Genomic DNA, 14,340 nt, shown 5'->3' with positions numbered 1-14,340 from the left:
AAATGAGTGGCTTAGTATAAGTAGTTATTGCACTTTAAAACTGCCGACAAGGGTGTATAGACCTTTACTCGAATTTGCGAGCTGAGTTTGGCAGCTTGCAATCTCAGTACTGCCCTTTATTTGTTGCTCGACGGTTTGCTCTAATGAATGTAACACCTGATCGAGCTCTGCACTGGTTTGCGCCTGAGCGCTCACCTGTTCAGTGATCTCACCATTGGCGCTAACACATAAACCCACCTGCTGGGATATATCTGCAAAAGCAGAGTTCAATTTATCAGAGTGTGATTCAAAAGCATGCAACTGCTCGGTTGCATGCTGCATCATAGTCGATGCGGTTTCTGAGCTAGTTTGCAATTGTTCAATAATGGCTTGAATTTGATTGGTCGATGACTCACTGCGCGCAGCCAATTGTCTTACTTCATCAGCAACCACGGCAAAACCACGACCATTTTCGCCCGCTCTGGCCGCCTCAATCGCTGCATTTAATGCCAGTAAATTAGTTTGCTCTGCCACCGATTTAATCACGTTTAGCACTTCACTGATGTTATCCGACTCGTCTCTCAATTGACGCATCACACTATTGGCTTGCGAGAATTGCTCAGCAACAACAGCCAACTCTTGTTGATTATCTTTGATCATCAACTGCCCTTGTGCAGCCATGTCATTGGCAGCACTGACCGCCTGCTGGGCATTATTAGCTTGCGACTGAATACTTTGTGCTGATGTAGCGAGTTCACTCACTGCGCTGGCTGTAGTTTGCATGCTCTGTAACATAGTACGATTCATTTTGTCTGACTCTTGCGTTAAACCATCAACATAGTTGATAGCCGCATCTAACTCTTGAGTCGAGACCACTATTTGCTGCACCATCTCTTGTAAATGTTCAATGATTTGATTCACCGCCAAACCGACTCGAGCCGTTTCATCTTGCCCTTTCACTTCAATACGCTTGGTTAAGTCACCGTTGCCTGCAGCTATTTGCTCTAAGGCAAGTTGCACTAAAGTCAAAGGCTGACACAGTTTTTTGGTGATCACGCCGACTAACACACTTAGTATCACCATCAATAAAACTGACAGAACAATTAACTGATAAACCGCTTGATTAACAGGTTCATTCACCACTTGCTTTGGTACCAATAATGCCAAGTGCCAACCTAAGTCAAACGCATCACTTTGTACTTTTAAAGTCGCGGCATAGTATTCGGTATCATTGTAAAGTAGTGTCTGCAAAGTATCTAAACGGGTATTGAAAAGATTTCTAAAGCCAGAATTAAGCGTGCTGTTATCAAATTCCGCTATAGATTGACTCAGCTTAAAGTTATGATCCCCAGAGAAGTGGATCAAGCGCCCTTCAGCATCGGCTAATAGCGCAACCCCTTCACCTTGAAAGTTAAGCTTATCAATAAATTGACTAATGCTCGGCAGTAAAATATCCGCCCCGCCGACGCCTAAAAACTCCCCCTGATGCAATACAGGAAAATTGATTGCCGCATAATTCTGTTTAAATTCAGGATGTAATAATACTTCTGAGATCACGGTGTTTTGAGTACGCTTTATATCTTCCCACCAAGGGCGACCAAATACCGAATAACCGTCTTTAGTGTATATGCCTTTTTCAAACATATATTCGCCAGTGAATGTAGAGCCAAAGAAAATCGATAACACCTCTTTGTCTGCCGAAGACTGCGCTGTCAATGCCGCGTTTAAATGCACTACATTGCTGTCTAGCTCTCCTTGCATTTGCCTTGCTTTGATTGCAGCAAGATTACTAGGGGCGCGAAATAAAGTGTGCAATGCGGTGATTTTGTTTTCAAAGAATTGTTCTATTTGCTCAGCACTGGCCTGCATTTGCGTATTAATTTGAGACTGCACCTGTGCACTTCTTTGCTCAGCTAAATAATTAGCAAGCGCAATCGTAACGAGCAAAAAGATCGCAAATATAGTGATAAAAATAGCAATAACGAGCTTTCGACTTATCGAAGTAGCAGAATTAAATGACAGCATAATGACAAAAGATAATAACCTGTTAAAAATTGTATAATATATACATTTAAAATAATTAAAACAGGCTAAAAAAGGAACATATGATATCTATCTATTTTTAAATAAGATCTTTTTGAAAAAATTGCTTTTCAGATGATTTGAAGTGTATGCAAAGAATAGAAAGTGAGCAGGCCTGTGTTACTTTTAACGAAACTGATAGCCTGCTCTAATACGCTCTACCTAACTATGCTAATACCTCAGCTCGCTTAGCCTGCTTCTTTGCGAAGCTTGCCAAATACGCTTTTCGCCATAAGGCTTCAAGCGGGCCTTGCTTGAATTGGCGAAGATACCAATTGGCAAAAGCAAGCTGGAAAAGGATCATTCCCACAGCCATTGCTAAATAATCGGTCATCGACGCAGTTAAGTGAACCTCAGGGAAAACCCAACGAAGTAGAATTGCTAAAACGACCGATTGCATAATGTAAAGCGTAAACGCCATACGCCCTGGCGCTTTGAAGACTTCTATCCAACGGTGGTTGTTTTTAAGTAAGTAGATCACACCATGAATATAAAGAATTGACATAAAAATAGCTGAGATGCTCGCCAGCAAAGAGCTCACTTCACTGCCTACACTAAAGTAGCTCAAACGCATAAAAATATCTAAACCAGTTAAAGCAGCTGCAGCCAATGCAAAGGTTTTAAATTGTCTTGCTGTTAAACCTCGCTTGAAAAAGCCGCTGCGATAGAAATAAATACCCAAAAGCATTAAACCAGCGACTTGCCAAAACACCCATAATGGAGAGCTAATCACTAAGAATGCTGCAAATATGGCTTGTATTGTCACTTGATAACCATAATTACCCATCCAGCTGTTATATTCTTCCAAGAACGCCTCAGAACCACGCACCATCTCAGGCTCTAAACCTAAACCTGCGGCTAAAGAGGCCAATATACTAAATAGTACATTTATAACGGTCCCGATAATCAACCACTTCTTAGCTTTACGAAACAGATCACGGGTAGGTAATGTGAGCTTTTTAATGATAAACAATGCACACACTGCATACAGAAATAAAATGTCACCACCAAAAATAAATACGCCGTGAATAATGCCGAAAATCATCAGCCAATTAAGACGAGACTTTAAGAAATCTTGATAATTAAACCCTTTCTTTTCACAGCTTTTCATTTGAATGGCGAGACCTGCACCAAATAAGATACAGAACAGTGTTCTAAAGCGTCCATCAGCAAAAATAGCATTGAAGGTATCGACCCAAATGTCGCTTTGAGGTGTGATGTCAAAAGGCACATAGCCCATACTCATAATGCCATGAAAGTAAATATTCATAAGCAATATGCCTAATATGGCAATGCCACGTAAAACATCAATAGATTGAATTCGCATGTTTTCCCTTACAAATTAGATATACCTAGTACCATCATATCGCTTAGCGCCTAAAATGGCACAGCTAAGTTGTAAAGATTTGTCAAAGATATAGAAACAAAAAAACGCCCGAATCTTAATGATCCGGGCGTTTTCTAACTTTTCTATATATGCCTTTTAACTTTCTTGTTTATCATTACTCTTGTTATCAAGAATAGCGACTAAAAATGCCGGTAAAAAGCTAATGCTGAGTAAGGTCGACACCAAAATACCGCTTAATACTATGATACCCACACCACGATATAGCTCAGTACCTTCACCCGGGATCAACACCAAAGGCGCTAAGCCAAAGATAGTGGTCGCCGTAGACATTAAGATGGGCTTAATACGCTTTTCGACTGCTTTTCTAACTGCATCAACCACAGGTAGGCCATTATCGACAATAAAACGACGCGTTTGGTCGACAATTAAAATCGGGTTGTTCACCACGGTTCCAAGCAAAATTAAGAAGCCTAACATGGTGATCATATCAAACGGTTGATGAAAGGCTTGCATACCTAAACTCGCAAGCCCTGAGTTTAAGCCATTCACCATCACAAGACCCAGTAAACCACCCGCCATACCTAGCGGCACAGTCGCTAAAATGAATAGCGGATAACGCCAATGGGTGAAAATAGCCACTAAGAGTAAATAGCTCAGCACCAATGCAATCATAAAGTTGCCAGATAAAGATGCTTTGGTTGCTTCGAGCTGATCGGCTGCACCGCTAATACTTACTTTAATGCCTTGAGCTATTTTGCCCTGCTGCCAAAGTGTTGGCAGTAGCTCGGTGCGTACCTTTTCTTCTGCGACTTCTAAAGCAACTTCTCTAGGCGGAATAATGTAAACCGTCACAGTTCGGTTACCGTCAACACGCCTTACAGAGTTACTGTTTTTGCTTTCAACCAAGTCAGCCAGTGCATTCAGCGGTAAAACTTCATCTTGTGGCGTCACAATTGGCATGCTTTCAAGCTGCTCTAGTGTTTGTTTAGCACCTGCGCCACTGAATAAGAAAATATCCACTTTGTCGTCGTTTAAAATAAACTCATCAACAAATGCACCATCACTCATGGCTGCTACGGCATAACCGAAATCTCGGCTACTGATCCCAAGCTCCGCCAAACGGTGCCAGCGAGGCTGTATTTCTATCAATGGTTGATCAAGGGTTAACGAGCCCGGGTTAGAATTGATCTGTGGGTTATCAAACACTTGATTTGCTTGCTCATAGACAGCTTCTGCAGCGCGATACAAATCTTCAATGTCATTACCTGCAATGTCTACCGCGACGGCACGCGTACCACCATCATTACTAGAAATAATCGAACCGCGCGCCGAGAATGCCCGCATGCCTTCATAGCTTCTAAACTTAGTGGTGATGGCATCCATCATTTCATTGATATGAGCAGGATCGACTGGCGCACTTAAAAACCAAATGCGACCAATTGATACCGACATCGAATAGTAAGCAAGTGGTGGCATATCTGTTTCACCATTAGCAAAAGCGGCACCATCTGCCTTTACGTAATCAGCAAAATAGGTTCTTAGCTCACTGCCAATGCGCTCCATTTCAGAAAGGTTGTAATTGGGTGGGGCTATCATCATAGAGAAGGCTTTCGGCTCTTCCCCTTCAGGTAGATATTCAGCTGCTGGCATCAAGGTATAAGCAGCTCCTAAAATCACCACAATGAATGACGCAGAGGCAATGCGCGCTCGTTGTTTTGATTGAGTAAAGAATCTCGCACATTTTAGCCAAACTTGACCGTAAACCTTGCTTTGCTTATTACTTTCACTGGTGACTTCATTCTTATCAAGACGCGCAAGAGCCACCGGAACCACAAAAATGGCCACCAGCATGGAGGCGATAATTGCCCCACAAATCGCAATGGCAATGTCTGAATACAGCTGCCCGGCTTCTTGTTGCACAAATAAGATTGGCGCAAATACCAGTACGGTTGTCGCAGTCGAGGCCAATACTGCGGGCCATACTTCTTTTACACCGCTAATGGCGGCTTGGCGCTTTCCTTGGCCTTGTTTTTTGGCTTGGAATATCGATTCAAGCACGACGATGGTGTTATCGACCGTCATACCAATGGCAAAGGCCACACCCGCTAAAGAGATCACATTAATGGTGCGACCAAAACTCATTAAAGCTAAAAACGCAGCAATGGTACAAATCGGAATACCCAACACACCAATTAAGGTAGCGCGTCCCGAACGCAAGAAGAAATACATGACTAAGGTTGCCAGCAAGCCACCGAGAATAAGGTTGAACCATACGTTCTCAAGAGAGCTTCGGACATACTGCACGTCATCACTCATGAGCGTCAGGCTCAAGCCGTTTTGTTTAAGTAACTGCTGATTTAATTCTTCAACGATTGGCAGCATGTCGTCTTTAATCGCCAATACATTGGAACCACTTTCACGGCGCACCGACAAGCTGAGTGTACGCTCACCCACATTATAAGACAGACTCCGTGTTTCAAAGTGATCTAGAGTTACCGTTGCCACATCTTTGAGGTAAATATTGGCGTTGTTTTCACTGCGAATAATCAGGTTTTCAAGTTCTGTAAGTTGCTCAAAGCGCCCAACTACGCGCAATAAATATCGGCTAGTGCCACTTTCAATATCACCTGCTGAGGCATCTCGGTTACGATTACGAATGGCATTACGAAGTTCACTTAAACTGATACCACGTTGAGCAAGTTGCTCAGCATCGACCTTTATTTGAATTTGTCTTTGTGCACCACCGCCCACTCTCACTTCAGACACACCAGAAACGCTTTCCATGCGCGGTCGAATAAAGTCTTCAGCAAAGTCTCTTAATAAGTCGACATCCAGATTAAGCGGATTGCCCGGCAATGGCTTGAGTACAAAATACATAAACGCATTGCCCGAGAAAGAACTCGAAAATAACCTTGGTTGGTCAACATTTTCGGGGTAACTGGGCATCTGACTTAAAGCATTGTTTACCCGAATAAGCGCATCATTGGCATCAACCCCAAACGGAAATTCCAGCTCAATTTCAGCACTGCCCATTCGCGCATAAGACACCATACGTTTTAAATTTGGTAAGCTTCTTAGATAGCGCTCTTGCTCAATTAAGATTTCTTTCTCAACATCTTGAGGGGTTGCGCCCGCCCAGCCTGTTTGCACAGTAATAGTACGCACTTCTAAATCAGGGATCATCTGCACGGGAATATTTAACGCGCCCACCAACCCCAGAATACAGCTAATTAATACAACTACGGTGACAAGTACCCCGCGTTTGACTGCACCTTCAATCATAGGGCGTTACCTGCAACGCTTTTCACCGACACTTTTGCACCGCTTTGCAATAACTCTACCCCGGCTTTGATATATTGCTGTGAGGCTGATGCCCCTTTTACTGCCACTCGTTCAGCGTGCTGCTGCGTCACTTCAACAAATACGCGCTCAGCAGTATTGTTATTGATTGCAAAAATACTATAACCACCATCAGGGTGGCGCTTTAAAGCTGACTTAGGTAACCACACCTGCGCATTTTCAGCAGCGGGTAATTGAATGGTCACTTGAGCCGAGCTGCCCATTACAAGACCACTGTTTTCAGGCACCGTCACAAATACCTTAAAAGTACGATTTGCCTTGTTTACTGAGGCAATAACACGCTCAACTTGGCTATTAATGACTGCGTTTTTATTTTGCTGACTGTGGATATTTACTTGGATTGTGCTTGCTTGTGAAAACTCAGCAAAATATTGCTGAGGCGCGGCAAGCTCAATACGTAATTTATCACTTGAGATGAGGCTAAATACTTTGTCTTGCGTGCCAATCCATTCACCCACATCCACCATGCGATCGGTCACCACACCCGCAAATGGCGCTTTGATATGGTGACGAGTTAATAACTCTTGTTGTAGTGCAAGCTTGGCTTTGGCATTTTTTAGCTCGGCGTGTGCTTTACTGATATTAGCTTGGCGCTCAGCCAGTAAAGTTTGTGCAACTAATTGGCGCTTCGATAATGCTTTTAACTCCTGATGTAAACGCTGTGCTTCTTTTAATGCCACCTCAGCAATATTAAGCTCGGCACTGGCTTGCTCAAATTGCAACTGCGCCAAGGTATCATCTAATGAAAGTAGCAGTTGACCTTGTGTGACCACATCACCCGCTTCAACATGAATGCTAGCCACAACACCTGATTGTTGACTCGCCAATTGCGCATTATGCACTGCACTGACCGACCCTGTAAATGTTAACCCAGCATCTACTGCTCGCTCGGGATAAACCACATCTACTTCAATAGACTCAGCTTTTACTGAATCACTATAAAAACCGACTGCCACCATGGTTACAAACCAAAGCACCGACAACTGCACACAACGCATAGCAAACCTCAAATGATAATTATTAGCAGTAATGTAATTCATTCTTATCCAATACTCAGCAATTTTGCGATAAGACTCTATTTATTATCTATTAACCTACAACCAGTTATGTCAAATTAATGTCTAAACGACTGAGCTTTGATTTAATACTATTAAAGGGTTAACACTAGACGATGGATCACTTTAAAGCACATGCATATTTAATCTCAAAGCCCGAGACTACCGTTAGCCAGCCTTTCGGTGAGGGAGTCGATGTTTATAAAGTGAAAGGAAAAATGTTCGCAACTTTGGCGCTGGGAAAAATGGGCAAAGGCACTGAAGAAACCCCACATTGGTGGATGAATTTAGGGCGTGTTTACCTTTGAGGTATGAATTTTGTTCAAATCAAAGGCTTTCAATACGCGAAATGAGCTGCGCAGCATAATGGGTTATGTAAGTGGCGAATGACAAAGTAGTGGAAGCCTTTGGTTGAACTCTTCGAGCAGCGCGAGTTGGATATTTATTCGGCGTTATCGGCTGACTTACATAGAATAACTATGCTACGCAGCCTCTGCCTTGCCTAAATACCCAACTCACTGCTGCAAAAACACACAGCAAAGGTAAACACGCCCTTGAGTGCGATCCTGATGAAGCACACATTTTGAGGGATATTTTCGATGCCGTGATCCCCGGCTATCACATGAATAAACGACTTTGGAACACAATTATACTCGATAGCTCTATTCCACAAGGCGAAATAGAGCGCATGATAGATAACTCGTTTATGTTAGTGGTCGAGAAAATGCCAAAGAAAGCGCAAACTTCAATTTTATTGCAACTGTCGCTTTGATTAAAACGCATGTTCCATTATGGTAACAAGCTCCATACACTTTAAAGTGCTTATTGTGCAGTATCTAACATCAAACTACATTATTGACAGCAAAGCATTAAACGTTAAAACCTGCAAAGGTGAAACGTTGATAATACGCCCTAAAACTTGTCAGCTTTTACTTTTATTAATTCGTAATTCAGGTCAACCGGTAAATAAGCAAACTATTTTAGATGAGGTATGGGGCGACTCAGTTGTTGCTGAGCAAGTTGTTTTCCAGTCAATCAATGAACTTCGACAGCTCTTTCAAAATGAAGATGTAATTAAGACCATTCCAAAACAAGGCTATGTTTGGCTACCTGCTGTGACTAAAAAGGCCCCAAAGCAATCCTCAGCCAATAGAAAAGTGGTTTTCTTAACGGTTGCCTTATGTGCTTTTCTTTCCTCTTTGTTCTTTGCGCTCTCCTCATTAAATCAAACACCCAATGAACAGAGCAAGGTGCAAGGCTCTGTTGTTATCTTACCAACACACAATCAAATTGAAGGGAACGATCACAGCTGGATTCGTTTAGGGTTAATGGACCAGGTCATACAGCGTTTACCCAATAATCAAGAGCATGGTGTATTACAGACCGATTATGTGCTGGAAGTGCTAGAGCGAGCAGGGGCGCCTTTGAACAATGTTCAACCAGAGCATATCAAACAGATATTTACCGTATCTGGTGCTGAATTGGTTGTCTCTTCAAAACTGTCTGGCTCACCTCACGACTATCAACTAAGTTATATCCTGCACTATAGAAATACTCAACAAAAAGGTGTGTTGTTTGGTCGTAACATTCAAGGTGTGATTGATGAATTTAGCGATAAACTGGCAGAACAACTAGGCGAAGAAAGCTCCCTACAAGCCAACAACTATCATGCCGATTTTAATCATGAGATGTTGGGGGTTGCCATTGACCTAAAGCTTGAAGACAACCACCTAGCAGCAAAACCTTTGCTTGAGAGTATTATTGCACATGATCCTGAGAATCTGACTGCCCAACGGCTCTTAATCAACACACTCTTTGAGTTAAAAGATTACCCTGCAGTAAAAAAACACCTTATGTTGGCTATTCCACTCGCTCAAAAGCTTAATGACAAAAATGAATTAAGTCGCTTGCATTATCTCAATGCCATTCACGCCATTATTGAGGGTGATGACGAATTAGCTAAACCAAGAGTTGAGCAAGCTTTGCAAGTAGCCCAAAGCAATAATGATTGGCTATTTATGGCCTATTCGAAAGATTTGTTGGCACGAATTGCACAACACCAAGGTGAATACGAATTAGCTAAAACGTATTACCTTGAAGCAAAAAAACATCACCAAGTTTTACGCTGCCCGGTTGGTGAAAGCAGTGTTTGGGCCAGTCTTGCTTTACTTGCTAAGGAACAAAACAAACTCGATGAGTTCAACACCGCATTAAACACAGCCAAGCAAATAGCTAAAAGTCGAGCGTTAACAAAGCAGCTCAAATATTTAAACACTCTAAATTATTAACAATAAAATCAATAACCTTAGATAATTTTAGAAAGCTTTAGTGGCTTTTATTACCCCCCTTAAGCGATAAGGGGGTAATTCAAAAGGAGTCACTATGTCATTTTTTAATGCCCGAGTATTTATCGGCACTCTACTGTTTTTAGCCTTCATTGTTATGTTGGTTACCTCTGTATTGTTATACAGCCAACAACATGATGTTGTCGTTGCGCTTATTCACACTTTAATTGGTGCGGCCATGATTTTGGTCGTCGTATGGCACTTGTTTAAAAATTCAAAACCCCTGTTCGCCTATTTAAACCCATTAAAGAAACATATGGGCAAAGTCAGCTTAGCTATGCCGCTGGCCGCTTTATTGATAGGTTATTTGTTGGCATCACCATTTTTCTTTCTACCACCTGCAATGCAGGTTTACACTTGGGGCCAAACCCTAAAAGCCGCAGATAAAGCCGACCAAGATAAAGAGCTAAAATATATCGAGCGTGTAATTACCCCAGCAGAAGCCAGCGGACAAACGATTACCTTAGAGTTGAAAAAAGGCCCTTACTTTATGTGGCCACAATATGCATTTTGGTTAGAAACCTTGGAAGGTGAGTTTGTTCAGCCGCTCTATGTCACAGAGAAAATCGCCACCAATAATTTCACCAACAAAGTTTCTAAAGTAGACCCTGAACAAGTATTCAATGAGCATTTACTGATCGGCGAAAATGCAATTGGTAGAGAGGCATTAACCGGTGGTGAAGATGCAAAATCAAAAGATACCCGCATGCGCCCAGAATCGCTGCCTGTGTTTTTACATCAACTTGGTGTGCAAGCCAGTAATGGCTTCTACCTGCCAACCGATAATAAACTGGTTGTCGACGGCTTTAGTGGTGCAACTATGACAGACAATTTCATTTACTCAATTCAGCTACCGACCTCTCTTACTGGCCAATACCGTATACGTTTTGAGATAAACCATTCATTCGATTACAACACTTACTACAGTAGTGACCGATTCCCAGACGATCCCGTGTATTCTGGAGATGGTTTTACAGCTCAGCCATCACTAATTTATCAAGCCATCGTCGATTTTGACCAGCCAAATAAACTACAGCAAATGCAGCTTATCGGTCACGGTCACCATTCAGGTAAAGATGGCGATGTTCGTGCTGATCTCAGTAACTTCACCACCGCACTAGAATTAGTTGACAGGATCTTAATCTCTCATTCCCTATAGCAAAAAAGCGCAGCCAACTGGCTGCGCTATCCGTTTTAAATGAAAAGTTTGATTAATTGAAGTGTTAAAAAATAAATGCCAAATAACTTATCATAAATACATTACTGCTGTGCTTTTAAAGCGCGCATATCTGTGATTAATTCTTCCAGCTTTTTAAATTGTCTACCGTAAATGATGTCTAAGTCTAAACGGTATAAAGCTTCTGAATATCGCACGACCAACAAAAACAGTACTGTGATAACCGCCCAAACATAACCTGGAATATCTAAAAATACATACTCTGTCGGATAATGCTTCAAAAGCAAAGCCATCACTTTACCACCTGCATTACTCGCTAGCCCTTGTGTTACCATACCGATATAAAACAGCGGATAAAAAAATCGGTAGTATTTCGAATATGTATCCATTGAATTTTTAAGCCAAGTATCAAAGCTTTCTAAATACTCTAGACTGCTCTGTCCTTTCGATAAGTTATGCGATTTAATGAGCTCTTTTCTCGCTATCAGCACAAGCGGTGCTAGCAATACACAGATATACAAGCCTAGCCAAGGTGCACCGATTAAACTCATCACCACCAACATGACTAAAGCACCAATCACAATGGCTTTAATATTCACTGCAAACATATTTTGCAGTTTATCTACAATATTCTGCGACTTCCTATTATATAAGTCGTTCACTTTTGGTGCTGATAGCTCACCTTCACTCACAAAACCTTGTTTCCACATTGCTTCAATAGACTTACTCATGTGTTCACTCCTGCGCTTGTATAAACTTGTTTAATCTTTCTTTAATACGCGTAATGCGCACCCCAATACTGTTTGTGTTTGCACCAATAATTTCGCCAATTTCAGCGTACGATTTCTCTTCTAAATAAAGCAGGATCACTGCTCTATCTATCTCTGACAAATGCTTAATGGCGTTATAAAGCAGGTTAATATCATCAGAGCCAAATGCCTTGGCGTCGTCATGTACTTCATCAGGTAAAGCATCAGACACAAACTGCTGCTCGCCTTTTTTACGCTGTTTTAAATGGGTCAAACAAACATTTAAAGCCACCTTATAAATCCATGTTGACCATTTAGACTCAGCATTAAAATTGTCTCTACTTCGCCAAATTTGTAGGCACACCTCTTGATAGTAGTCTTCAAAATCTTCTTGGCTATGGGTGTATGCCCGACAAATTTTGATGATGATCCCCGCAAAAGGCAGTATTGATTGCTGATAAAAATCGCTTCCCATTCACCTCGTTCCATTTTGTATTTTTCTAGTTAGTAGATATCAGATGGAATTTATTACAGCTTATGGGAATTTTTTTTTCGAAGGAAAGGTTTTGTCGAACTAATAAGTCGCCAAGCCACCTTAATCTAACAAATGGCTTGGCTATAACAGAACTAGAGTGATAATAATGTCGGTGAATTAGTCTGCGCTTGCTGTAAGCGCTGTTTGTAATCTTTTAATTCAGGAAAACGCTCAACTAAATCAAAGCTCAACATTCTATCCCACCCTAATATCACCGCGAGGTAATAATCAGCCAATGTTGGTAAGCTGCCCGATAAGAATGACTGTTGCTGAAGTTGCTGTTCAATCAAAGTGAATAATTTAACTAATTCCTCTTCGGCATTGGCTTTCACCACCTTATGTTCATTGGCAATACGCTCTGGCTGAAACACACGCGAAAAATGCCCATGCACCGTTGAGGCCACAAAGTTTAACCATTTGAGTGCGTCAGCGCCCTCAGTGGTTGCTAAGTCTGGCATCAAAGCAGCCTCAGGGTGTTTTTGCGATAGGTGGATTAATATCGCTTCACCTTGCGTCAAAATATACTCTTTAGTTTTTAATACAGGCACTTTGCCGAGTGGGTTAATTGCTAAGAAATGTTCACTAAATTGTTCATTTTGAAACAGGTCGATAATTTCAACTTTATGCGCCTCACCAATAATCTCTAAAGTAATTAACACGGCTGTAGAACACGTAATTGGGCAATGATAGAGGGTATACATAATTCATCCTTTTAATAAGTCGTTTAGCTTTAGGTTTATTTAGGATTAATTTACGACTTTTTTTGAGGAAAAAAATTACTACTTCTTGCATATCTTTTGTGCAAAAATGCACAGATGAACTTAGATGACGATTATCAATATATTCTTGCACTGGCTACTCACGGCAGTTTGTCAGCCGCAGCTAAGCAGCTCAATGTAACCCACACAACGGTTGCCAGGCGAATTCAAGCATTTGAAACCCGTTTCAATGTCGCCCTATTTGAGCGTGTCCCAAAAGGTTACCAGTTAACTAAAATTGGCCGAGAAGTGCTGCCTGACATTGAAAGTTTGAAAAGCTTGCAAGGTCATATTGAACGACGACTCGATGGTCAAAACCAAAGCTTACAAGGAGAGGTAAACATCGCCTTGACCCCCGAACTGGCGCATGATTATGTGCTGCCTTTACTTGATGAATTTTATCACTGCTTTCCACATATTCAGCTCAATTTAATGATGGGCACCAGTCAAAAAGATCTCAATGCCAGAGAAGCGGATATCGCGCTCAGGTTTACACCTGAGCCAACCCAAGCTGATTTAGTTGGCAAAAAACTGTTTGCATCTAATTGGGGCGTCTATGCCAGCAAAAGCTACTTAAAGCAGTCAAAAGAAGTCGATAACCTATTACTATGGCAATTGGAGTTCGATCAAGATTGGTATCAAGGCCACTTTGACAAAACTCAAATCATCGCTCGATTTGATAACTTAGCAGCATTGATAAGTGCAACAGATCAAGGTCTAGGTATTGCCAAATTACCTTGTGGCTTAGCTGACCAACCTAAATACAAAAACCTCAGACGCCTCAATATCACGCCATCCCCTTCAATATGGAGTTTATGGCTGCTTTATCACTATGATTTAAAAGAAACCGCCAAAATCATGGCAATTAAATCTTTTTTAATTGAACAATTTTCACAATTTGAACGAAGATTTTCAGGCGAAACAAGTCGTTATTATTAACGGCTTGAGCGAT

The 14,340-nt window shown here is 41.6% G+C and carries 11 protein-coding genes and 1 pseudogene; 5 read left to right on the top strand and 7 right to left on the bottom strand.

Annotated features, from left to right (window positions below; genetic code table 11):
• Positions 1-24 precede the first annotated feature (24 nt).
• The 4 genes from C1E24_RS17525 to C1E24_RS17510 form a co-directional block, all read right to left on the bottom strand.
• Complete coding sequence (locus C1E24_RS17525) at positions 25-1,872, bottom strand: methyl-accepting chemotaxis protein (protein WP_171040927.1); 1,848 nt, start codon at positions 1,870-1,872, stop codon at positions 25-27.
• A gap of 355 nt (positions 1,873-2,227) precedes the next feature.
• Positions 2,228-3,388 carry a DUF418 domain-containing protein gene (locus tag C1E24_RS17520; RefSeq protein WP_138483697.1) on the bottom strand — a complete coding sequence of 387 codons (1,161 nt, stop codon included), beginning with the start codon at positions 3,386-3,388 and terminating at the stop codon, positions 2,228-2,230.
• A gap of 156 nt (positions 3,389-3,544) precedes the next feature.
• On the bottom strand, positions 3,545-6,691 hold the full coding sequence (locus C1E24_RS17515; RefSeq protein WP_138483695.1) for an efflux RND transporter permease subunit: 3,147 nt from the start codon (positions 6,689-6,691) through the stop codon (positions 3,545-3,547).
• Positions 6,688-7,809 carry an efflux RND transporter periplasmic adaptor subunit gene (locus C1E24_RS17510; protein WP_138483693.1) on the bottom strand — a complete coding sequence of 374 codons (1,122 nt, stop codon included), beginning with the start codon at positions 7,807-7,809 and terminating at the stop codon, positions 6,688-6,690. The genes C1E24_RS17515 and C1E24_RS17510 overlap by 4 nt, the downstream gene beginning before the upstream one ends.
• A 131-nt stretch (positions 7,810-7,940) precedes the next feature.
• On the opposite strand from C1E24_RS17510, the gene C1E24_RS17505 reads away from it, so the two are divergent.
• From C1E24_RS17505 to C1E24_RS17490, 4 genes and pseudogenes are all read left to right on the top strand, one after another.
• Complete coding sequence (locus C1E24_RS17505) at positions 7,941-8,132, top strand: MmcQ/YjbR family DNA-binding protein (protein ID WP_346765677.1); 192 nt, start codon at positions 7,941-7,943, stop codon at positions 8,130-8,132.
• Between the two features lie 245 nt (positions 8,133-8,377).
• Positions 8,378-8,596: pseudogene (locus tag C1E24_RS17500) on the top strand (MmcQ/YjbR family DNA-binding protein); the annotation flags it as partial.
• A gap of 55 nt (positions 8,597-8,651) precedes the next feature.
• Positions 8,652-10,112 carry a transcriptional regulator gene (locus C1E24_RS17495; protein WP_171040926.1) on the top strand — a complete coding sequence of 487 codons (1,461 nt, stop codon included), beginning with the start codon at positions 8,652-8,654 and terminating at the stop codon, positions 10,110-10,112.
• Positions 10,113-10,206: 94 nt separating this feature from the next.
• Positions 10,207-11,328 (top strand): DUF4405 domain-containing protein, encoded by a 1,122-nt coding sequence (locus tag C1E24_RS17490; protein WP_138483687.1) that lies wholly within the window; start codon positions 10,207-10,209, stop codon positions 11,326-11,328.
• Between the two features lie 101 nt (positions 11,329-11,429).
• On the opposite strand, the gene C1E24_RS17485 is transcribed toward C1E24_RS17490, so the two are convergent.
• The 3 genes from C1E24_RS17485 to C1E24_RS17475 form a co-directional block, all read right to left on the bottom strand.
• Positions 11,430-12,077, bottom strand: a complete 648-nt coding sequence (locus tag C1E24_RS17485) for a hypothetical protein (protein WP_138483685.1) — start codon at positions 12,075-12,077, stop codon at positions 11,430-11,432.
• Between the two features lie 4 nt (positions 12,078-12,081).
• Positions 12,082-12,570, bottom strand: a complete 489-nt coding sequence (locus C1E24_RS17480; protein ID WP_138483683.1) for an RNA polymerase sigma factor — start codon at positions 12,568-12,570, stop codon at positions 12,082-12,084.
• Positions 12,571-12,722: 152 nt separating this feature from the next.
• On the bottom strand, positions 12,723-13,331 hold the full coding sequence (locus tag C1E24_RS17475) for a glutathione S-transferase family protein (RefSeq protein ID WP_138483681.1): 609 nt from the start codon (positions 13,329-13,331) through the stop codon (positions 12,723-12,725).
• A gap of 114 nt (positions 13,332-13,445) precedes the next feature.
• Between C1E24_RS17475 and C1E24_RS17470 the strand changes: the two genes are divergently transcribed.
• Positions 13,446-14,327, top strand: a complete 882-nt coding sequence (locus tag C1E24_RS17470) for a LysR family transcriptional regulator (RefSeq protein WP_138483679.1) — start codon at positions 13,446-13,448, stop codon at positions 14,325-14,327.
• Positions 14,328-14,340 lie beyond the last annotated feature (13 nt).

Origin of the sequence: Pseudoalteromonas phenolica (assembly GCF_005876835.1) — a bacterium.
Taxonomy (GTDB): Bacteria; Pseudomonadota; Gammaproteobacteria; order Enterobacterales; family Alteromonadaceae; genus Pseudoalteromonas; species Pseudoalteromonas phenolica_B.
Note: the sequence above shows the minus strand (reverse complement) of the source record. Positions and strands in the feature narration are given on the sequence as shown.